At 53.2% G+C, this 22,741-nt stretch carries 10 protein-coding genes; 7 read left to right on the top strand and 3 right to left on the bottom strand.

Annotated elements, in window-relative coordinates; translation table 11 throughout:
- The first annotated feature begins 143 nt into the window (after positions 1-143).
- Both clpX and purD read left to right on the top strand, forming a co-directional pair.
- The gene (clpX, locus tag CRP01_RS23840) at positions 144-1,409 is read left to right on the top strand and encodes an ATP-dependent Clp protease ATP-binding subunit ClpX (protein ID WP_099152624.1); all 1,266 of its coding nucleotides are present in this window, start codon (positions 144-146) and stop codon (positions 1,407-1,409) included.
- Positions 1,410-1,556: 147 nt separating this feature from the next.
- Positions 1,557-2,825: a phosphoribosylamine--glycine ligase gene (gene purD, locus CRP01_RS23835; RefSeq protein WP_099152623.1), complete on the top strand. Its 1,269-nt coding sequence runs from the start codon at positions 1,557-1,559 to the stop codon at positions 2,823-2,825.
- Positions 2,826-2,843: 18 nt separating this feature from the next.
- On the opposite strand, the gene CRP01_RS23830 is transcribed toward purD, so the two are convergent.
- Positions 2,844-3,422, bottom strand: coding sequence for a hypothetical protein (locus tag CRP01_RS23830; protein ID WP_099152622.1), 579 nt, complete (start codon positions 3,420-3,422; stop codon positions 2,844-2,846).
- A gap of 192 nt (positions 3,423-3,614) precedes the next feature.
- Here CRP01_RS23830 and CRP01_RS23825 point away from each other — a divergent pair, with 192 nt between their 5' ends.
- Positions 3,615-5,042, top strand: coding sequence for an RtcB family protein (locus tag CRP01_RS23825; RefSeq protein ID WP_099152621.1), 1,428 nt, complete (start codon positions 3,615-3,617; stop codon positions 5,040-5,042).
- Positions 5,043-5,142: 100 nt separating this feature from the next.
- Here CRP01_RS23825 and CRP01_RS23820 read toward each other — a convergent pair whose 3' ends face one another.
- A complete protein-coding gene (locus tag CRP01_RS23820) occupies positions 5,143-15,057 on the bottom strand; it encodes a T9SS type A sorting domain-containing protein (protein ID WP_233752745.1) in 9,915 nt (3,304 codons plus the stop codon).
- Between the two features lie 623 nt (positions 15,058-15,680).
- On the opposite strand from CRP01_RS23820, the gene CRP01_RS23815 reads away from it, so the two are divergent.
- Entirely contained in the window at positions 15,681-16,841 is a 1,161-nt protein-coding gene (locus tag CRP01_RS23815; protein ID WP_099152619.1) for an acyl-CoA dehydrogenase, read from the top strand.
- Between the two features lie 219 nt (positions 16,842-17,060).
- Entirely contained in the window at positions 17,061-18,197 is a 1,137-nt protein-coding gene (locus CRP01_RS23810; protein ID WP_099152618.1) for a site-2 protease family protein, read from the top strand.
- Positions 18,198-18,298: 101 nt separating this feature from the next.
- Here the strand turns inward: CRP01_RS23810 and CRP01_RS23805 are convergent, their stop codons facing one another.
- The gene (locus tag CRP01_RS23805; RefSeq protein ID WP_099152617.1) at positions 18,299-19,027 is read right to left on the bottom strand and encodes a T9SS type A sorting domain-containing protein; all 729 of its coding nucleotides are present in this window, start codon (positions 19,025-19,027) and stop codon (positions 18,299-18,301) included.
- Between the two features lie 528 nt (positions 19,028-19,555).
- Here CRP01_RS23805 and CRP01_RS23800 point away from each other — a divergent pair.
- Positions 19,556-20,905, top strand: coding sequence for an NAD(P)/FAD-dependent oxidoreductase (locus CRP01_RS23800; protein WP_099152616.1), 1,350 nt, complete (start codon positions 19,556-19,558; stop codon positions 20,903-20,905).
- Between the two features lie 20 nt (positions 20,906-20,925).
- Positions 20,926-22,725 carry a 4Fe-4S binding protein gene (locus tag CRP01_RS23795; protein ID WP_233752739.1) on the top strand — a complete coding sequence of 600 codons (1,800 nt, stop codon included), beginning with the start codon at positions 20,926-20,928 and terminating at the stop codon, positions 22,723-22,725.
- Positions 22,726-22,741 lie beyond the last annotated feature (16 nt).

Below are 22,741 nucleotides of genomic sequence, written 5' to 3'. Positions count from 1 at the left end.
TCATCCTGACCCCGACTTTTTTTGTTATCTTTAAGAGCTATAGGTTTTCGTGGCCGGGATGCATCAGTTAGTAATTTACCTGACAACCTTTTCCGAAAATCTGACTCCTTCTAAACAACAGACAATAAATACAAGTAAGTGCCATGCGGAAAAGTAAGCAAAGCTATCGCTGTTCCTTTTGCGGTCGAGATAAATCGGAGGCACTCATTCTCATTGCCGGGATTGATGGGCATATCTGTGAAGTTTGTGTAGAGCAGGCGGATGAGATCGTACAGGAAGAATTGTACGGGGGGAAGAAACCGAAGGAAGAAATGCCGGAAGAGGCACCCTTCCTGCTGCCGGAGCGGGTAACGCCCAAAGAGATCAAAACGCACCTGGACCAGTACGTTATCGGTCAGGACGAAGCTAAGAAAGTACTCTCGGTCGCCGTTTACAATCACTACAAGCGATTGGGGCAAACGGTGAAGACCGATGTCGAAATAGAAAAATCCAATATTCTTTTTGTGGGCCGGACCGGTACGGGTAAAACCCTGCTGGCCAAAACGATCGCCAAATTTCTCAATGTACCCTTTGCGATCGTAGATGCAACGGTATTCACCGAAGCGGGCTACGTTGGCGAAGACGTGGAAAGTATCCTGAGCCGCCTGTTGCAGGTGTGTAACTACGATGTAGCTGCGGCGGAAAAAGGGATCGTGTACATCGATGAGATCGATAAGATCGCCCGCAAGAGCGACAACCCTTCCATTACCCGCGATGTATCCGGGGAAGGCGTACAGCAGGCCATGCTGAAAATGCTGGAAGGTACCGATGTGAACGTGCCGCCGCAGGGTGGCCGGAAGCATCCGGAACAAAAACTGGTCAAGATCAATATCAATACCCACAATATCCTCTTCATTTGCGGCGGTGCTTTTGACGGTGTCGAAAAGATCATTGCCCGGAGAGTGAATACGCAGGTGATCGGGTTCAAGTCCGAAGAAAATGCGCTGGAACAGATAGACAAGGAAAACCTGCTGCAGTATATCAATCACCAGGACCTGAAACACTACGGGCTCATTCCCGAACTGATCGGTCGTTTGCCGGTATTGACCTATCTGGATCCGCTGGATCTGGATGCTATGAAAAATATCCTCACGGAGCCCAAGAATTCCCTCGTGAAGCAGTACAAGATGCTGTTTGAACTTGAAGGCGTTCAACTCGAAATTACCGAGGATGCCATTGCCTACATCGCAGAAAAAGCGTTGGACTTTGGCCTCGGGGCACGTGGTTTGCGATCCATCTGCGAAGCGATCATGACGGACGCCATGTTCGAATTGCCGTCGCAGGAGGAAATTAAGGAATTCACCGTCACTAAGGAATACGCTGAAGAAAAACTGAGCCGTTCCCGGCTTACGCAACTGAAAGCGGCCTGATCTTTTTATGACGAATAACGGAATTCAGGAAGGAGAGACCAGGAGATGGTGCGACAGGGAGAAATACCAATTTTCCCGGTTCCAGCTCACGGCCTCTCCTTTTTTTATTACACCTTTTCCCTTGCTCAAAAATAACTCATTATACCCATGCGAATCTTACTACTAGGTAGCGGAGGCCGCGAGCATGCCTTCGCCTGGAAATTGCAGCAAAGCCCGCTCTGTGAAGCCCTGTTCATCGCACCCGGTAACGCCGGCACCGAGCAGCACGGCACCAATATCGATCTGGATCCCAATAATTTTGCGGCTGTAAAAAAGCTGGTGCTGGACCAATCTATCGATCTGGTGGTAGTAGGGCCCGAAGAACCGCTGGTACGCGGTATCGTCGACTTTTTCCAGGAGGATAATGAGTTGAAGTCCGTGCTGATCGTCGGCCCTTCGCGGGAAGGCGCCTTACTGGAAGGCAGTAAAGCCTACGCCAAGGAGTTTATGCGCGAGTTCGTGATCCCCACGGCTGCCTACCGGGAGTTTACCGCCCGGGACCTGCAGGACGGCCTGGCCTACATCGAAACCCAACGGCCACCGATCGTATTGAAAGCCGACGGACTGGCGGCGGGGAAAGGCGTGGTGATCCTGGAGGATATCGAAGCTGCCAAGCAGGAGTTCCAGGACATGCTGGCGGGTAAATTCGGTGCGGCCAGCGAAACGGTCGTGATTGAGCAGTTTCTCAAAGGCATTGAGTTTTCCGTATTCGTCGTGACGGACGGCAAAGATTATAAAGTACTGCCCGTGGCCAAAGATTACAAGCGGATCGGGGAGGGCGATACGGGCCTGAATACCGGCGGTATGGGCTCGGTATCACCGGTTTCTTTTGTAGATGATGAAATGATGCGCAAGGTGGAGAACCGGATCATTAAGCCGACGATCAAAGGGATCCGCGAAAGAGATATGAACTACAAAGGGTTCGTCTTTCTGGGACTGATCGTGGTGGAAGGCGATCCCTATGTGATCGAATACAACTGCCGTATGGGCGACCCGGAAACCCAATCGGTATTTGCCCGACTGAATACGGACCTGGCGGAACTCTGCCGCGCTACGGCCGAAGGCCGCCTCAAAGAGATGGAGATCGAGACCGACGAGCGGGCTGCCGCCAGCATTATTCTCGTATCGGGAGGATATCCGGGATCCTACGAAAAAGGAAAAGCGATCTCCGGACTGGAAAATGTGGCCAATAGTCTGGTCTTCCACGCCGGCACGCGTAAATCCGAAGGGCAGGTCGTCACCAACGGTGGCCGGGTAATGGCCATTACTGCCTACGGTCCCCACTTCCGGGATGCCCTGAATACGGCCCTGGGCGATGCCGCTAAGGTAGAATTTGAAGGGAAATACAACCGGAGTGATATCGGATTTGATCTGTAAGAAACTGTTCTAAAAATATTACGGTACAACTACCCGTACCTCATCCCCAAAAGGGGAGTGTTTCCCGTTGGCAATACTGATGCGGTCTACTGCTTCGATCTGCATGAGATTGAGGTGGAAAAGCAATTCTTCCTCGTAGTTTTCCGGATCATCGAAATCCAGCGCCAGCCAGACGACGTAGTGCAGGTGGTGGTTGGCCAGTTCGTCCGCCCGCGACCAGAATGCGCGGTTGTGCTGCAGCCAGGGCCAGCGCATCCAGAGATTGCGCAAGCGGCGGTACCACCAGCTCCGGCGGTAATACTGCAGGACGGCATCGATGGCCAGCAGGGTATCTTCTGATTTTCTTTTTAGCTCATAGGCCAGTTCGGCGGCCGGTTTGGCGGCTACGTCGAAAGAGCGGTCCATTTCCGGATTGTAACGGGTGCGGTAGTTCTTTACTTCGATAAATATCAGTTCCTGCTGGTCGCGGATCGCGATGAAATCCACGCCCTTCAGGCCCATCCCGCTCAGGCTGCGAAAATAGGCGTGCTCGTCGTATTTTTTGACGACCCATCCCTTCCCAAAATTAAATTCAAGTCCGCTTTCGTTGAATGTCATGCCTGCTTTTACTGGAACCTATCTCCGGCAGATGATGAGGCCGAACCAGCTCTTTTTCAGAATAGTTCTAAAGCTATACTATACCGTTAGTTGCTGCGGTCAACCGCCTACCGCTTCGACAGTTTGCTAAGTTACCCTAATTGGAACTAAATGGCGGCGGTAATTGTAGCAATGAACGAAAAATGTCTCGTCATGGCAAAAATGAAAATAAGGGGAAAGGATCTGATCAAGCTGGGCTATCCGGAGGGGAAAGTTGTCGGACTGGCCATCAACAGCCTGTACGAGCACCACCGCCGGCAGAGCCGGGAGTGGGGACTGGCCATGTTGAAAAACATACTGGAGCATCCCCGGAATTTCGTGGAAGACGAAGCTTTCGGCCGGGTAGCCCGCGAGCTGATCGGAGCGGAACAGGACCAACGGAAGGAAGGATATTACGAGCTGCTGGAGCAGGTAAAACCTTTTCCGATCTTCGGAGAAGAACAGATCGAGGAGGGAGCCAAACACCAGATGTTTACGGCCATGCGCCTGCCCGTGGCGGTGGACGGCGCTCTGATGCCGGACGCCCACCAGGGATACGGGCTGCCGATCGGAGGCGTCCTGGCGGTGGACAATGCGGTTATTCCCTACGGAGTGGGCGTGGACATCGGCTGCCGGATGTGTCTGACCATGTACAACCTGAGTCCTTCCCATCTGCGGGAGCAGCCCGAGAAATTCGAAAAACTACTTTTGGAAAATTCCCGATTCGGCCTCGATACCTTTGACGATCCCATGGATGATCCGGTGCTGGAACGCAAAGAATTCAAATACATCAAGGTGGTGAAGGATCTGAAACACCGGGCGTACCAGCAGATCGGCAGCTCCGGTGGCGGCAACCACTTCGTGGAGTTCGGAACGGTGCGGCTGAGCGATCCCAAAAATGATTTCGATCTTCCGGTAGGGGATTATCTGGCCGTATTGTCGCACTCCGGCTCGCGGGGATTGGGAGCGAATATCGCACGGCATTACACCAAAGTTGCTATGGATAAATGCCGGCTGCCCAAAGTAGCCAGGCACCTGGCCTGGCTGACACTCGACTCTCAGGAAGGACACGAGTACTGGATGGCCATGAATCTGGCGGGAGATTATGCCTCTGCCTGCCACGATCACATCCACCGCCGGATCGCCCGGGCCCTGGGAGAAGCGCCCATCGCCCGCGTGGAAAACCACCACAATTTCGCCTGGAAAGAACAACTGGCCGACGGCCGGCAGGTAGTCGTTCACCGGAAGGGAGCTACTCCGGCCGGTAAAGGCGTATTGGGAATTATTCCCGGCTCCATGACTGCCCCGGGCTTTATTGTGCGGGGAAAGGGCCATAACGACTCCGTAAATTCAGCTTCGCACGGGGCGGGGCGGGTGATGTCCCGCAGCAAGGCCAAATCGCTGATCTCCACCGGAGATTTTCGGGATCATCTTGCCGAACAGGGCGTGCGCCTGATCGGCGGCGGACTGGATGAAGCGCCCATGGCTTACAAGGATATCCACGAAGTGATGCGTTCCCAGCAGGACCTGGTCGATATCGTCGGCATCTTTCAGCCGCGGGTGGTGAGAATGGAAGGAGCCAAAGCCAGGAATTGGAAGTAGAACCTGATCTGAAATTTTAGACCTCCTGTAATATAAGAAGAACGGATCGGCACTGCCGATCCGTTCTGATCTAGTAAGAGGGACAAAAATGTTTTAAAGCTTACGGACGCTGAATGATCAGCTTGTGGCTTACCATTTGTCCGTTATTCGAGCGGAAGGATACCTGGTACAAACCGGCATCGAACTGCTCCAGTTTCAATTCTATCAGATCGTTCGTTACCTCGTCGATCTCCATCACCTTGGCTTTTTTGCCATGCATGTCGTAAATGATCAGGGTACCGGAGGCGCCGCTGAAGGTGCTGAGGTCGATCATGGCATTGGTCGCCGTCGGATTCGGGAAGATGTTGATGGGCTGATCCCGCATTTCCAGACGGTATACGCCGGGTGCCAGACCCTCCAGATCAAAATCAACCGGATCGTTAGGTACCGGCTGGTAATTAAAGGAACGAACCGGACGGTTAGCGGCATCAACAATGAGGAACGATCCGTTCATACCGCGGTATTCCGTAAGATCCAGTGTAACCTTATCACCCGTTGGGTTATCCTGGTTACCGGAGAGCAGATTGCGGCCAAACACATTGATGATCTCCACTTTATCCGGAGCTTCTTCCTTGATACATTCGATCGAAGTTTCAAAGATCGCGACACAGCCACCGGCATCCATTACCCGTACCCGGAAGTTGAGGGTAGTATAACCGGCCGTATAGGTGATCTTCTTCGTTTGCTGGCCATCGGTAATGAAACCGTCGCAGTCCACCATTTCCCAGAAGTAAGTATACGGCTCTTTTCCGCCGGATACGGCGATGGAAAGCATATTGCCGTCCGATCCGCAATTGATCTTGGCGGTACTACTGAAGGTGCCGCTGATCTCCGACTGGTATACTTTGATCTTCTGCGTTTCGGAACGAGAGTTGCCACAGGCATCTTCCGAAGTCCAGGTACGCAGGATGGCGTAACCACCGTCAAAGTATTCGATACTTTCCTCCATGCTCACGGTAGCTTCGGAGCAATCGTCAATAGCCGTAACCGTTGCGGGGTGCGGGATCTCATCATCACAATCGAGTTTGAGATCATGCGGTACGCCGACCAGCACGGGTGCGTAGTTGTCGATGAAGGTGATCTCCAGCGCGATCTGCGCACTGTTGCCACAGGGGTCGGTAGCCGTCCAGGTGTACAGGTGCTTGCTCAGGTAACCGTCCGTAGCACAGTCTCCCAGGCTGATCAGTTCGATATCCAGACTGACATCGACATCGCCGGTACAAGCGTCCGAAACTTCCAGTGCATCCGGTCCGAAAGTAGGCATTACTGCCGGGTATTCCGGATAGTCTACGCAAGCCAGTCGCAGGCGACCTTCCGCGCTTCTTCTCAGTACCGGATCTTTGAATCCGATCACCGGTGGTTCGGTATCGTTGAAGTAGATGGACTGAGTGTGGGTGCTGGTATTGCCGCAGCCGTCGGTGGCAGACCAGGTACGGCGGATGATATCTCCGCACGGACCGTCTTCCGTTACTTCTTCGAAACTAACTTCCGCTTCTTCGCCCGTACAGGCGTCAATGGCCGTTACGACCGGGATCTCCGGAATGACATCACAAACGTCGTCGGGAAGTCCGATCAATTCGGGGCCTTCATCGTCCACGATGGTCAGGGTCTGCACCATGGTACTGACATTACCACAGGCGTCGGTAGCCGTCCACAATCTCTCCAGAGACTGGGTGCCGCAGAATTCGGTTACTTCGTTCAGTTCTTCCACGGTGAGGGATACGATCTCCGTACAGGCATCTTCCGCAACCAGGTCGGGCAATTCATCACTACAGTTAACCGTAGCTTCGATCGGCCCGGAAATAACCGGCGCTTCATTATCTACCACTTTAACACTAACGGTGTAGGTGGAGATGTTGCCGCAGAGGTCACTGGCTTCTACCATCAGTTCGAGGAGATAGAGATAGCCATTTTCCGCACAGTTGCCTTCTTTGAGCAGGCTGAGCGTCGTCGTTACTTCCCCGGCCATGCAGTTGTCGGTAGTCTGCACGAATTCGGCCAGATCGGGCAATGCGTATTCGTAACCTTCGGTGCAGACTGCTTCTACGATCGCTTCTCCACCGTCGGCAACGCCTTCAAATCCGGGATAATCCACGTTGATCTGCGGACCGGTACCGTCGTCGAGGATCAGTTTCTGACTGGCGGTGGATACGTTTCCACACTGGTCTTCGGCCGTCCAGGTGCGCAGGATGTAGCTGCCGCTGCCATCCTCACAGGCGATCGGGTCGCTTTCCTCAAAAGACATGGTCGCGTAACTACAGGCATCCACAAAGGTAACCTCGGGAACCGGAGGTATTTCCGTAACGCAGGCATCGGCCGGTACGCCGGAAATCACCGGTGGCGTATTATCTACCAGTCGCCAGATCACCTCAAAGGTGCTGCTGTTGCCGCATTCATCCGTCACGGTCCACATGGAACGGGTTCTTACGGTGTAACCCGCAAAGGCGCAGTTGGCGGCATTATTTACGGTCATGAACATGTAATCGACTTTTGGCGTACGATCACAGTTATCGATCTTACCGATTGAATACTCATCCAGTTCGGTCATCAGGGTACCCCACATATCACAATCCACTTCTACCTCGTCTCCGTCTTCCAGATCCATGATCAGCGGGTGATCCGGAAGAATGACCGGAGCTTCGTTGTCTTCTACGTAGATGGTCTGTGTGCGGGAAGTCATTCTACCACATCCATCTCTGGCGATCCAGGTACGGGTAATGGTATAGTTACAGCCTCCTTTTTCCGGCTTATTCTCGATCAGTTCCAGCGTTACACCGCTGCAGGCATCCACTGCGATAGGTTCTTCAATCGCTGGGTATACATCACAATCGATCGTTTTATCTTCCGGGAAGTAGGTAAATACCGGAGGCATATCATCGTAAATGACCATATAGAAGGTCAGTGTGGATGTATTGCCGCAATCGTCAGTAGCGGTGAATATACATTTCCACTTGCTGAGGAAATCGGAATATCCACTGCAATCGGCCTCTTCTACCAGTACATCCTCGAATTTGACACTCACATTGGAACAGTCGTCCATCACGTCAAAATCATCTACTCCGATCTGGAACGGATCCCAATCCGGATCAGCGTTATTACACTGTACATACATGGTAGCACCGTCTTCGATGTCACCGAACAACGGCGTGATCACCGGCGCTTTGGTGTCCGGCAATACCTGGAAGGTCCGGCTGGCTTCGGTCATCAGTCCGCAGTCATCCGTGGCTTTCCAGCGGTAGGTGATGCTGTAGCCGTTGCAGATATCTACTACGTAGGGATCCACGGTGGCTTCTACCGGAATATCACCGGAGCAAAGGTCCGTAGCGCTGACCACTTCCAGCGGCGGCAGCGGATCGTCACAGTTGATATTCGGGATCACTTCGGGAACTCCCGTGAGTTCCGGTGCCTTGGTATCTTCGATGGTGAAGGTCGCGGTGGTTTGGGCGAACAGTCCGCAATTGTCGTAAGCGGTAAAGGTTACGGTTGCCGAACCGGTAGCGCCACATTCATCGGATAGTCCGTCAAAATCATTTTCCCAGCGTACTTCACTACAGTCATCGGAAGCTTCCGCTCCGCCATTGTCCGCCAACCAGGCGTTCAGGGCCTCTACGTTGCCGGAACCGTCGCATTCCACAACTTTATCTTTGGCCGGCTCATCGATACTCGGAGGAGTAGTGGCCGGTACGGTAAAGGTAGCGGAGCAGGACTTGGTTCTGCAGTCGTCCGTAACTTCCAAAGTAAAGGACAGATTGACCGCAGCACCGCAAACGTAAGGCGGCAGATCGGGGATCTGATCGATATTCGAGATCGGGTTGCAACCATCCTGGAATCCGAATCCGTCCTTCCAGATCTGGTAGGCGGCTTCGATCTCATCCTGCGTAGCGCAGGCAGAGAGGTTAGGATCGTTCGGACAGCTAACGGAAAGTTCTACGGCCGGAGCTACGTAGAAACTGGCGGAGCAGGATCTTTCCGTACAGTCATCCGTTGCTTCCAGGGTAAAGGATAGGCTGACTTCACCACCGCAGACAAAATCCGGCAGATCCGGGATCTGTCCGATGTTGGAGGTCGTGTTGCAGCCACCGGATACCATAAAGGTGTTTTTCCAATTATCGTAAGCAGCGCTGATCTCGTCTTCCGTGCTACAGGAAGGTAAATTCACGTCGCCGGGGCAATCCACCTGAAGGTCGTTGGCATAAGCCCGGAGCGTAAAGGTCGTAGTGCATTCTTTTTCATCGCAAAGGTCGGAGGCCGTTACGGTTACCGAGATCACCTGATCGGTCTCAACACACTTTTCGGGTTGTACCAGCGTGTTGAGCGGCGGATCAAAAGTAAGCTGCGGATCGCAGCCGCCGGAAGCGTCCATACTGCTGAGCGCGCTGATCCAGTTGTTCCAGGCGGAAGTGATATCAGCCTCGATGGTGCAGGCATCCAGATCGACGGCCGCGGGGCAGTCGTCCAGTACGAGGTCATCGCTGTAGGCTCTCAGGGTGAAAGTAGTGGTGCATTCCTGCTCATCGCAAAGATCAGTAGCGGTGACGGTCACGGAAATGACCTGATCCTGATCGGCACATTGTGTAGGCTGTACCAGGGTATTGAGCGGCGGGTCGAAGGTGACCTGCGGATCGCAACCACCGGAGGCGTCCATGCCAGCCAGCGCACTGATCCAGTCATCCCACTCGTCGGCAATCTCGCTATTCGGCGTGCATCCGTCCAGATCGACGGCAGCGGGGCAGTCGTCCAGTACGAGATCGTCACTGTAGGCTCTCAGGGTGAACGTCGTGGTACACTCCTGCTCATCACAAAGGTCGGTAGCGGTGACGGTCACGGAAATGACCTGATCCTGATCGGCACACTGCGTGGGCTGTACCAGGGAGTTGAGTGGCGGATCGAAGGTGATCTGCGGATCGCAACCACCGGTGGCGTCCATACCAGCCAGCGCACTGATCCAGTCATCCCACTCGTCGGCAATCTCGCTATTCGGTGTACATCCATCCAGATCGACGGCAGCGGGGCAGTCGTCCAGTACGAGATCGTCACTGTAGGCTCTCAGGGTGAAAGTAGTGGTGCATTCCTGCTCGTCGCAAAGGTCGGTAGCGGTGACGGTCACGGAAATAACCTGATCCTGATCGGCACACTGGGTGGGCTGCACCAGGGTATTGAGCGGCGGGTCGAAGGTAACCTGCGGATCGCAACCACCGGAGGCATCCATGCCAGCCAGTGCACTGATCCAGTCATCCCACTCGTCGGCAATCTCGCTATTCGGTGTGCATCCGTCCAGATCGACGGCAGCGGGGCAATCGTCCAGTACGAGATCGTCACTGTAGGCTCTCAGGGTGAAAGTAGTGGTGCATTCCTGCTCATCGCAAAGGTCGGTAGCGGTGACGGTTACGGAAATAACCTGATCCTGATCGGCACACTGCGTGGGCTGCACCAAGGTATTGAGTGGTGGGTCGAAAGTGACCTGCGGATCGCAACCACCGGTAGCGTCCATACCAGCCAGCGCACTGACCCAGTCATCCCACTCGTCGGCAATCTCCGCATTCGGCGTACATCCGTCCAGGTTAACGTTGGAAGGACAGTCGTCCAGCACGAGATCGTCGCTGTAGGCTCTCAGGGTAAAGGTCGTAGTGCATTCCTGCTCATCGCAAAGGTCGGTAGCGGTGACGGTTACGGAAATAACCTGATCCTGATCGGCACACTGCGTAGGCTGTACCAGGGTATTGAGCGGCGGGTCGAAAGTGACCTGCGGATCGCAACCACCGGACGCATCCATATTGGACAGGGCGGTATACCAGGTATTCCAGGCGCTGGCAATAGCGGCGTTGGCGGTACAACCGTCCAGATCAACAGCCGTGGGACAATCATCGAGGTCGAGGTCATTGGGCGGAGCCTGCAGGGTGAAAGTCGCATCGCAACTAACATTCTCACAGAGGTCCATGATCTTTACATTCACGGTTTGCTCGGATCCCATACATTCGGTCGGAGCTACCAGACTTTCCAGCGGTGGATCGTAGGTTAGTTCAGGGCTGCAGCTGCCGGTGACGGTTATGGCCTCGATATCGGCGATCCAGTCGGCAAAGGCCGAGTTGATCTGCGCCTGAGTGGAACATCCGTCCAGCGTTTCTTCCGGGCAAGTGGATAAAGCCAGATCATCCGGATAAGCTCTCAGGGTAAAGGTCGTGGTACATTCCTGCTCATCGCAGAGGTCGGTGGCGGTCACGGTCACGGAAATGACCTGATCGGTAGCGGCACACTGCGTGGGCTGCACCAGGGTATTGAGCGGTGGATCGAAGGTAACCTGCGGATCGCAACCACCGGTCGCATCCATGCTGGCCAGCGCACTGATCCAGTCATCCCATTCGTCGGCAATCTCGATATTCGGCGTGCATCCGTCCAGGTCGACGGCAGCGGGGCAGTCGTCCAGCACGAGATCATCACTGTAGGCTCTCAGCGTGAAGGTCGTGGTGCATTCCTGCTCGTCGCAGAGGTCAGTAGCGGTCACCGTCACGGAAATCACCTGATCCTGATCGGCACACTGCGTGGGCTGCACCAGGGTATTAAGCGGCGGGTCAAAGGTAACCTGCGGATCGCAACCACCGGTCGCATCCATGCTGGCCAGCGCACTGATCCAGTCATCCCATTCGTCGGCAATCTCGCTATTCGGCGTACATCCGTCCAGATCGACGGCCGCGGGGCAATCGTCCAGTAGGAGATCGTCACTGTATGCTCTCAGGGTAAAGGTCGTGGTACATTCCTGCTCGTCACAAAGGTCCGTAGCAGTGACGGTCACGGAAATGACCTGATCCTGATCAGCACACTGCGTGGGCTGCACCAGGGTATTGAGCGGCGGATCGAAAGTGATCTGTGGATCGCAACCACCGGTCGCATCCATATTGGACAGTGCGGTATACCAGGTATTCCAGGCGCTTGCAATAGCGGCGTTGGCGGTACAGCCGTCCAGATCAACAGCCGTAGGACAATCATCGAGATCGAGGTCATTGGGCGGAGCCTGCAGGGTGAAAGTCGCATCGCAACTCACATTCTCACAGAGGTCCATGATCTTTACATTCACGGTTTGCTCGGATCCCATACATTCGGTCGGAGCCACCAGACTTTCCAGCGGTGGATCGTAGGTCAGTTCAGGGCTGCAGCTGCCGGTGACGGTCATGGCCTCAATATCGGCGATCCAGTCGGCAAAGGCCGAGTTGATCTGTGCCTGAGTGGAGCAGCCGTCCAGGGTTTCTTCCGGACAAGTAGATAAAGCCAGATCATCCGGATAAGCTCTCAGGGTAAAAGAAGTAGTGCATTCCTGTTCATCACAGAGGTCGGTAGCGGTCACGGTCACAGAAATGACCTGATCGGTAGCGGCGCACTGCGTGGGCTGTACCAGGGTATTGAGTGGTGGATCAAAAGTAACCTGCGGATCACAGCCACCGGAGGCATCCATATTGGATAAAGCCGTATACCAAGAGTTCCAGGCGCTCGTAATTGCGGCGTCGGCAGTACATCCGTCCAGGTCGACGGCAGTGGGGCAGTCGTCCAGCACGAGATCATCACTGTAGGCTCTCAGCGTGAAGGTTGTGGTGCATTCCTGCTCGTCGCAAAGGTCAGTAGCGGTCACCGTCACGGAAATCACCTGATCCTGATCGGCACATTGCGTAGGCTGCACCAGGGTGTTGAGTGGCGGATCGAAGGTGACCTGCGGGTCACAACCACCGGTAGCGTCCATACTACCAAGCGCACTGATCCAGTTATCCCACTCGTCGGCAATCTCGATATTCGGCGTACATCCGTCCAGATCGACGGCAGCAGGGCAATCGTCCAGCACGAGATCATCGCTGTAAGCTCTCAGGGTGAAGGTCGTGGTGCATTCCTGCTCATCACAAAGGTCAGTAGCGGTGACGGTCACGGAAATGACCTGATCCTGATCGGCACATTGTGTGGGCTGTACCAACGTATTGAGCGGCGGGTCGAAAGTGACCTGCGGATCGCAGCCACCGGTAGCATCCATATTGGACAGGGCCGTATACCAGGTATTCCAGGCGCTGGTAATCGCGGCGTTGGCGGTACAACCGTCCAGATCAACAGCCGTGGGGCAATCATCGAGGTCCAGATCATCGGGCGGAGCCTGCAGGGTGAAAGTTGCATCGCAACTCACATTGTCACAGAGGTCCATGATCTTTACATTCACGGTTTGCTCGGAGCCCATACATTCGGTCGGAGCCACGAGGCTTTCCAGCGGCGGATCGTAGGTCAGTTGCGGGCTGCAACTTCCGGTAATGGTCATCGCCTCAATATCGGCGATCCAGTCGGCAAAGGCCGAGTTGATCTGGGCCTGGGTGGAACATCCGTCCAGGGTTTCTACCGGACAAGTGGACAAAGCCAGGTCATCCGGGTAAGCTCTCAGGGTGAAAGTCGTCGTACAGTCGTCGGTATCGCAGAGGTCCGTAGCGGTTACCGTTACAGAAATGACCTGATCGGTAGCGGCACACTGCGAGGGCTGTACCAGGGTGTTGAGCGGCGGATCGAAGGTGACCTGCGGACTGCAACCACCGGTAGCGCCCATATTACCAAGTTCGGTGATCCAGTTATTCCAGGCCGTGGTGATGGCCGCATCGGCGGTACAACCATCCAGGTCTACCGGGGTCGGACAATTATCCACCGCCAGATCATTGGGATAGGCTTGCAAAGTGAAACTGGTGGTACAACGAACGACCTGGCAGCCGTCATCGGCGGAGATGATCACCGTTTGCGTATTATCGGTTAGATTACATAAAGTCGGTTTGGTCAGATCGCCGACGGGAGGAGATACGTAGACGACCGGATTACACAGACCACTGGCGGTAACGCCCTCGATGCTGGAGATCCAGTTATCCCAGGCGGTGTTGAGTTCCGATTGGGTCGTACAGCCCGCTTTAACCACATTTCCCGGGCAACTGGAAAGGGTAGGTGGTGTGTAGACCACCGTAAACGTCTGTGTACAGGTTTCCGTCGTCACTCCGTCGGTAACCGTATAGGTGCGGACGATCTGGCTACCATTGGCGCAATAATCGAGCGTACCACTATCCGAGTAGGTAATACTCAGCGGGCCGCAGGGGTAACCGGTAATCGCGTTGGCTCCGAATATCGCCTCAAATTCAGCTTCGGTATCCGCCGCCTCCGGCAGTGGATTGACACAGCTGATATTGGCGGTTTTGGGACTGCAACTGACCATCAGCTCGCAGCAGGGGCCGTTGAAAGTAATGGACTGGGTAACCTGGCACGGCTGACCGTTTGCGTCATTTTTCAGGTTGTCGGTTACCGTCACGCTGTAGGTGCCGAGGGATACATCATTGAGATCCTCGGTCATAGCACCATTACTCCATAGGTAAGAAAAACTACCGGAACCGCCGGTAACGGTCAGATTGATGTCTGCCGTATTACCGGTGCCGCAATCGGCCGCAATAACTGCATTTAAAGGAGGCGTAATAACGATAGCCGGATTGTCATAGCAATACTTCCCGTTCGGGTTGTTATCCGGGGTTACGGGGCAGGCTCCGTTTGCAGCGGTCCAGACCAGCAGGATATTATCCAGCACCAGTTCACTGCCACAGGTGAAGGTGACCGTACCGAAATCCAGGTCGAAAGTGGATTGCTTGGCTAATGGGCCCGAGCAGCGGACGATGCTACAGGTAGAGGACGATCCTCCCATGAAATTCTCCGTCAGGTCGGCAAATACACCGAGGTAACGGTTTTGACTGTTCGTGTTGTGTGTGATCCTAATGATCAGGTTCGCCGTGACGGTAGTACCGGGCGTACAGGAGTTACAGGCGTCACCGGGAATGCTCAAACGAGCGCTGACAATCTGTACATCGTTTGCCGGGCATTCGCCAACTTTGTACTCACTGTTACCGCGAAGGTCCATCTGGCTTCCCGGAACGGGATCACCGGGGCAAACCTGAGCCTGTAATCCGCCGGTGGTAGCCAGAAAGCACATCAAAAGGAAAGTCGATTTTAAAATAGAGGACCAGTTCAGCGCGAATTTTGATGAAGTAAACCTGAATGGATCAGCAAATTGTAAATTTTTGTTTTTCCGTAAGATTTTTTGAAGGTTAGAAAATGCTGGAGAATGCTCCTTGGGCCTCTTGAGTCTTTTCGGAATGACTTCAGCAGGCCTCTGAAATAGAGATCTAGGGTTCATTACGTACCTAATTTAGTGATGTTATTGAGATTTAGACAAAGTTATACCGGACCCCACACTACCACTTGGGTGCGGGCATGTATTGTTAAATTCCAGAATGAGATAGTTGGTGCTATACTGTAAGGGGGGTAACTACTAGTGTAAAATAGTCTGTTTGGGTATACAATAAGGTATGCCTAGTATTTAAACCAGATACTTTAGGGAAATATGATGCAGAGGAGATGTGGACAATTTGCCCCTAATATAGCACAATTATTTTACTATAGCAATTAATGGTATACAATATTATTCATAGATGTACGGACTTTTTTCATTCTACCATCGATTGTCAACACAATCGGGCATTCGGCCGTTATAGATGGACCAAATGTTGTAATTTAGCGGAAATTCGCTAAATCTAATTTTCAAGTAAAACCAATATGAATTTCAACCTAACCGAAGAACAGCTTGCCGTTCGGGAAGCAGCCCGGGATTTTGCCCAAAAAGAACTCAAACCCGGCGTTATCGAGCGAGACAGCAAGATGCTATACCCAACCGAACAGATCCGTGGAATGGCTGAACTGGGATTTCTCGGCATGATGGTCTCTCCCGAATACGGTGGAGGCGGCATGGATACCCTTTCCTACGTGCTGGCGATGGAGGAGATCTCCAAAGTGGATAACTCCTGTTCGGTGATCATGTCCGTGAATAATTCCCTGGTCTGCTGGGGGATCGAGACCTTTGGTTCCGAGGAGCAAAAACAAAAGTATCTGCCCCGACTGGCGGCCGGAGAATGGATCGGTTCTTTCTGCCTGTCTGAACCCGAAGCCGGCAGCGATGCCACCAGCCAGCGCACTACCGCCATCGATATGGGCGATCACTACCTGCTGAACGGTACCAAAAACTGGATCACCAACGGCGGCACCTCCAAATTGCACATCGTCATTGCCCAAACGGATGCCGAAAAGGGGCACCGCGGTATTAATGCCTTCCTGGTGGAAGCGGACTGGGACGGCGTCTCGATCGGTGCCAAAGAAGATAAATTGGGGATCCGTTCCTCCGATACCCACACCATTATGTATACCGATGTGAAAGTGCCGAAGGAAAACCGGATCGGAGACGATGGGTTTGGCTTTAAATTCGCAATGAAAACCCTGTCCGGCGGTCGCATCGGCATTGCTGCCCAGGCGCTCGGAATTGCCGGTGGAGCCTACGAACTGTCGCTGGCCTACGCCCAGGAACGTTCTGCATTTGGTAAGCCCATCATCAAGCACCAGGCGATCTCCTTCAAACTGGCCGATATGGCCACTGATATTGAAGCGGCCAAAATGATGGTCTACCGCGCCGCCTGGCTGAAGGATCAGAAGCTGGATTACGATACGGCCAGTTCCATGGCAAAACTCTACGCTTCCGAAGTGGCCATGCGACACACGGTGGAAGCCGTCCAGATCCACGGCGGTTACGGTTTCGTCAAAGAATACCACGTAGAACGCCTGATGCGCGACGCCAAGATCACCCAGATCTACGAAGGTACTTCCGAAGTACAACGTATTGTGATCTCCCGGGCGGTGGAAAAGGGCAAACCGTATATCGACATGTGATTGATGTGGAAACGTGCTAACGGGTGAATGTGGAAATGTGTTAAGGTTTTGATGTGTTAAAGTGTTGATGTGGAAATGTTGCTAAAGGGCATCCCAACGTTTCCACTTTAACACGTTTCCACCTTAGCACATTCATACGTTTCCACCTTCACACGTTTCAACTTTAGCACATTAAAACCCTGACCCACCCTTATTCAAATTATATGCATCTTTGCAGATATGAAAGGTTCTTTCCAGATAGCGAGGGTGTACGGTATTCCCATTCAACTGCATTGGAGCTTTTTTTTGATCCTGGCCTGGATCGTGTATACCGTACTGACGAAAAAAGGATATTGGGACTGGCATAGCCTGGGATGGACCAGCCTTTCCGTATTCGTCCTTTTTTTCTGTGTAGTGCTCCACGAACTGGGGCACGCTCTTACCGCCCGTCGATACGGGGTAAAGACCCGCAATATTCTGTTGCTGCCGATAGGTGGGCTGGCGGTACTGGAAAGACTTCCGGATAAACCGAATCAGGAACTACTCGTTGCGCTGGCCGGACCCATGGTCAATGTGGGCCTGGCGGTCTTTTTTTCCCCCCTGTTGTTGCTGTTATCCAACGGTAAGGTGCAACAGATCTTCGGTTTTATCCTGCAGTCCGAAGGGAATTTTTTCGCCCGTAATATCCTGCCGTGGGAGTGGTTCATTTTTGGACTGGTGGCCCTGAATCTCACCGTGGCGGTCTTTAACCTGTTACCGGCTTTTCCGATGGATGGCGGTCGTATTCTGCGGGCGTTTCTGTCTATTCGGCTGAAACGGATACGCGCTACCCGGATCGCTACCTTTTTGGGGCAGTTGTTTGCCGTGATCCTGCTGGCGCTGGCCTGGGAGTACGAAAACTGGGCGGCCGGGATCATCGGTGTATTCGTTTACTTCAACGCTACGGTAGAATACCGGGCGGCCCGGCAGGATCAGTTCCTGGAAAAATTTCAGGTGAAAGATGCCCTTCGCAAACGTTTTTCCCGCATTTATCCGGAAGATCAGATGCAGCTGGCCTACCGCCTGCTAGAACAGGACAAGGAACACAGTTTCCTGATCTTTGACCGCTGGCAGAACCTGCGGGCGGTATTGTCCGAAGAGGTCTTACTGGATGCGGCCAAGAAAGAAAAACTGGAACAACGTGTCGATCACTGGCAGTCTACCGATTTTGAGTATATGCTGGATACGGATCCGCTGCGATCGGCGCTGGTGAAAATGCAGGAAAATGGAGTGGGGGCCCTGCCGGTTTGCAATAAGCACGGAAGATTGCTGGGCCTGGTCGACCAATCGGGGATCAATCACTTCCTGGGGCTACAGCGCCAGTTGGCTAAACAATAGGCTCACTTACCACTAAACAATAGAGATAATAATACAGGTGCAGGAGAATATGCCCTCAGTAAAGAGGTTATTCGGTCGTGAAATTGCCTGAGCGGTTCAACTTAAGTTCGGAAAGTCCGTTTAACGAGGCGAATGGTTTTGATTACACCAGTCTTAGCGTTTACCAGACTTACCAGATAGATGCCGGAAGGTAGGTTGGCGATCGAATAGCGCTGACCGTGCTCGTAGGGAAAACTCCGGATCTTTCCTCCCACAATATTAATGATGTCGATCTCGTCCACCAGGTTGTTGGGCGTCACCTCAAAGTAAAAGGTAGCCGGATTCGGATAAACCAGGATCTCCGCTTTGGAATTGGTGTATTCCGATGCCGTGGCACCGGTGGAAGTGCGAAAATCTACGGATTCTAAAATATAACCCGGAGCATCGGCATAGGAGAAGGAAAGTTCGTACCAGCCTTCACCTTCCGTTCCGAGCGGTAAAACGTGCATGCTAATTTCGGTAGACTGTCCGGGTAAAATGGAAAGTGGAATATCTGTGCCGGGAATGGGACCAAAATTGGTATGGACATTGGGCAGATAGATCCCGTTGTCATCGTTTACCTGGGTCAGCCAGTCGGCCGGTTGCGAATAGACTTTTTTATCCCATTTGATCAACAGCGTATCGTGGGAGAGATTGGTGAGACGGACCGTAAATTCAATTTCCAGACTGATATCGGAAATATCCTCTACCAGGATATCCCGATCACTAATGGCTTCTACCTTAACCAGCCGCTGTGCATCCAGGCTGTAAATAGAACCCAAAAAAAATAAGAAGAGTAAAAATTGCTTCATAATTCGTCGTCTTATCTCATGGCGCTCTCCCAAAATTCGTTTAAAAAACTCAAATAGGCCTCATTTTCTGGAAATGTCAAGGTTTTTAAACAATATTTAACGCGGGAAACCAGCGTAAACACTGTTATATTTCCCTTTTATTTATATAATTCAAATATAACTGTATTTGAGTTAAAAAGGTAATATACGAACGTCCGGCGAATCATTTTTCAACCACAATATATTCGTATTACTTACCGGCCACCAGGTTACCGATCCTGATCCAATTTTGGGAGATCTAACCAATAACTGAAGGTAGCAACAATCTTTCAGCCGCTTTGGTGCGCCCGGATTTACAATTACCCATCTTTGGAATGAAACAGTTACCCTAAAATCCAGGTATAATTTTCTAACTTCAAGCTTCCACTTCATCGGAAGGCTTGTCCTGATTGGGACATATCCTGACAAATTACCTCTTTACTGTAATCTTATCGACCACTTGTGCAATTAAAAGATATTGTGGTTAATAACTGAAAACACCTAATTGATATGCACATAGCCATTCTCGGTAATGGGATCAGTGGAATTACGGCGGCCCGCTTCATTCGAAAAATGAGCGATCACCAGATCACCGTGATCTCTGCAGAAACGGATTATTTCTTTTCCCGTACGGCTCTCATGTACATCTACATGGGCCACATGCGATTTACGGATACCCAGCCTTATGAACCCTGGTTCTGGGAGAAAAACCGGATCGCCCTGCGCCGCGGCTGGGTAGAACGGGTGGATTTTTCCGGAAAGCAACTGCAGTTTACGGAGGGAGAACCTCTGGCTTACGATAAACTGATCATCGCCACGGGATCTGCTCCCAATAAATTCGGATGGCCGGGGCAGGATCTCGCCGGTGTGCGCGGATTGTACAGTTATCAGGATCTGGAATATATGGAAGCGCACAGCGATGGCCTGAAACGGGCGGTGATCGTGGGCGGCGGGCTCATCGGTATTGAAATGGCCGAAATGTTCCACTCCCGGCACATACCGGTCACCTTTCTCGTCCGGGAACAAAGTTACTGGGATGCCGTGCTACCGAAAGAAGAATCGGAAATGGTTAGTCGGCACATCCGGGAACACGGTTTCGACCTACGCCTTTCCACCGAACTCAGCGAGATCGTTGATGACGGCAACGGCCGGGCCTGTGCGGTCATCACCAATGAGGGCGAACGCATCGAATGCGGGTACGTCGGTCTGACGGCCGGGGTACACCCCAACATTCAATTCCTCAAAGATGGCGAACTGGAAATTGGCCGCGGCATTCTGGTCGATGAGCACCTGCAAACCAATCTGCCGGATGTCTACGCTATCGGTGATTGTGTGCAATTGCGCGAGCCCAAACCCGGTCGTCGCCCGATCGAAGCGGTCTGGTACACCGGGCGTATGATGGGCGAAACGGTAGCCCACACCCTCTGCGGGCAACCCCAGGCCTACGATCCGGGGATCTGGTTCAATTCTGCCAAATTCCTGGATATCGAATATCAGGTGTACGGTGATATTCCGGCGGCGCTGCCCGATGATACCGAAAGCCTCTACTGGGAACATCCTGACGGCAGAAAATCCATTCGGATCAATTACCGAAAAGCGGACGGCGCGGTAAGCGGTTTCAATCTGATGGGCGTGCGGTACCGCCACGAAGTGTGCGACAAATGGATCGCCGAGGCCACTCCCATTGAAACAGTGATCCAGCAACTGGGCCTGGCCAATTTTGATCCCGAGTTTTATCGGGAGCACGAAGCGGCGGTCGTTGCCGCTTACAATCAACAGAGCGGCCGCAACCTCCAGCTAAAACAAAAGCGGAGTCTTTCCGCGGCACTGCGTTTTCTACGTTCCAAAACTGCCCTTTAAACCCAAAAGACTAAAGCTACATGAAGTACTTACAAACCATCGGCCTGGTATTATTCGTATTGGCACTGGGGATCTTCACCCTGATGCTGGGCCTGGATCAATATCGACTTTCTTCTGACACGCTGGCAATCGACAATGACTACCACCGCGAGGCCTTTTTGGAAGCAGCCCGCGCAGCCGACGCCCTGGATAAGACTTACGGCAGCAGCTTTGCTTTTTCCGGCCAGTTTAAAAGCTTACTGCAAGATGCGCAGGCCAGCCTGAACGAGCGGGCCGAAGCCGGCATCCCCGAGGGGCTGGGAGAATGGGATTACAAGCTGGGCGACTGGAAGTTTACGGAATATACGCTGGCAACCATCCGGCAATCCGCGGAAGGGCCCGTGACCAGTCAGCCGCTGCTGTTCCTGCTTTTGACAATTGGTCTGGGAAGCATCGGCGGCCTGCTGTATATCCTTCCGGTTTTCCTGAAAATACCCGGGATCAAAAACGACCGGATTTTCCATAGCAGCCTGCAGCGCGGCCTGGATCTGAACTGGCGTACGTTCTTTCTCGGAGCCACCATCCTGGGCATCCTGATCTACGGATTCTTCTACATTAATAACTTCTTCTGGCCGTCGGTGACGGCGGCGATCATGGGGCTCATCATCTGGCTGGTATTCTCTTACGAAAATTCCAGGGAGCGTACACCCGCGCGATCCGCCGGGCCCGGATACGGACTGAACACGGCCTGGCTGGGGGTGATCGCAGGGACCTATCTGATCCTGTTTTACGTACTGCTGTACTGGGCCCCGGAACACATCACGCCCTGGATGCGGATGTCGGATCCGCTGAGCCGGGCCCTGAACGGCGGCGAGGCCAGTCAGTGGTTTGTCTACGGTTTGCTGTACACCGTGATCGTGTTGGTCATGGGCGTCAAAATGATCGCCAAATACCGGCACAATCGCTATCAGATCATTCGCACCATCTCCGTGATGTTCTTCCAGACGGCGATCGCCTTCTTGCTGCCGGAGATCCTGGTGCGACTCAACCAACCTTATTTCGACTTTAAAAATATCTGGCCGCTGAACTATACTTTTTTCTTCGACTGGAACATCAATAATCTGATCAACAGCGGCGCGCTGGGCATCTTCATGTTTGTATGGGGTGTGCTGCTCATTATCGTTGCCGTGCCGGTATTTACCTATTTCTACGGAAAGCGCTGGTATTGCTCCTGGGTGTGCGGTTGCGGCGGACTGGCCGAAACTATGGGGGATCCCTATCGCCATTTATCGGATAAAAGTCTGCGGGCCTGGAAGTTTGAACGCTGGATCATCCACGGGGTGCTGGTATTTGCGGTGGTCATGACCATTGCGGTGCTGTATACCTATTTTACGGGTAGTCAGCAGATCCTCTTCATGAGTAGCGATACCGTGCGGGGCTGGTACGGATTTATGATCGGATCGGCTTTTGCGGGCGTAGTGGGTACGGGCTTTTACCCGCTGATGGGAAACCGGATGTGGTGTCGCTTCGGTTGCCCCCTGGCGGCTTATCTGGGCTTGGTACAACGCTTCAAATCCCGCTTCCGGATCACGACCAACGGTGGCCAGTGTATTTCTTGCGGCAATTGCTCAACCTACTGCGAAATGGGCATCGATGTGCGTCACTACGCGCAACGCGGGCAGGATGTGGTACGGGCGTCCTGCGTGGGCTGCGGCGTCTGTGCGGCGGTGTGCCCCCGTGGTGTGCTGCGCCTGGAAAATAGCGATCTGGATGTGGATACGCGTACGGAAGCATTGCGGACGATCCGGATTAGTGGGGGTGAGGTGCGTATTGAGATGTAGTTGACGGTTGACGGTT

Source organism: Flavilitoribacter nigricans DSM 23189 = NBRC 102662 (genome assembly GCF_002646595.1).
In the GTDB taxonomy this organism is placed as follows: Bacteria; Bacteroidota; Bacteroidia; order Chitinophagales; family Saprospiraceae; genus Flavilitoribacter; species Flavilitoribacter nigricans.
The sequence above is the reverse complement of the archived record's forward strand: the minus strand, read 5'-3'. Positions and strand labels throughout refer to the sequence as shown.

Bases quoted from the DNA above. Each gene is read 5' to 3' on its own strand.
- CRP01_RS23820 (WP_233752745.1), bottom strand. From the start codon at position 15,057: ATGTGCTTTCTGGCTACCACCGGCGGATTACAGGCTCAGGTTTGCCCC.
- purD (WP_099152623.1), top strand. From the start codon at position 1,557: ATGCGAATCTTACTACTAGGTAGCGGAGGCCGCGAGCATGCCTTCGCC.
- CRP01_RS23825 (WP_099152621.1), top strand. From the start codon at position 3,615: ATGGCAAAAATGAAAATAAGGGGAAAGGATCTGATCAAGCTGGGCTAT.
- CRP01_RS23830 (WP_099152622.1), bottom strand. From the start codon at position 3,422: ATGACATTCAACGAAAGCGGACTTGAATTTAATTTTGGGAAGGGATGG.
- clpX (WP_099152624.1), top strand. From the start codon at position 144: ATGCGGAAAAGTAAGCAAAGCTATCGCTGTTCCTTTTGCGGTCGAGAT.
- CRP01_RS23800 (WP_099152616.1), top strand. From the start codon at position 19,556: ATGCACATAGCCATTCTCGGTAATGGGATCAGTGGAATTACGGCGGCC.
- CRP01_RS23795 (WP_233752739.1), top strand. From the start codon at position 20,926: ATGAAGTACTTACAAACCATCGGCCTGGTATTATTCGTATTGGCACTG.
- CRP01_RS23810 (WP_099152618.1), top strand. From the start codon at position 17,061: ATGAAAGGTTCTTTCCAGATAGCGAGGGTGTACGGTATTCCCATTCAA.
- CRP01_RS23805 (WP_099152617.1), bottom strand. From the start codon at position 19,027: ATGAAGCAATTTTTACTCTTCTTATTTTTTTTGGGTTCTATTTACAGC.
- CRP01_RS23815 (WP_099152619.1), top strand. From the start codon at position 15,681: ATGAATTTCAACCTAACCGAAGAACAGCTTGCCGTTCGGGAAGCAGCC.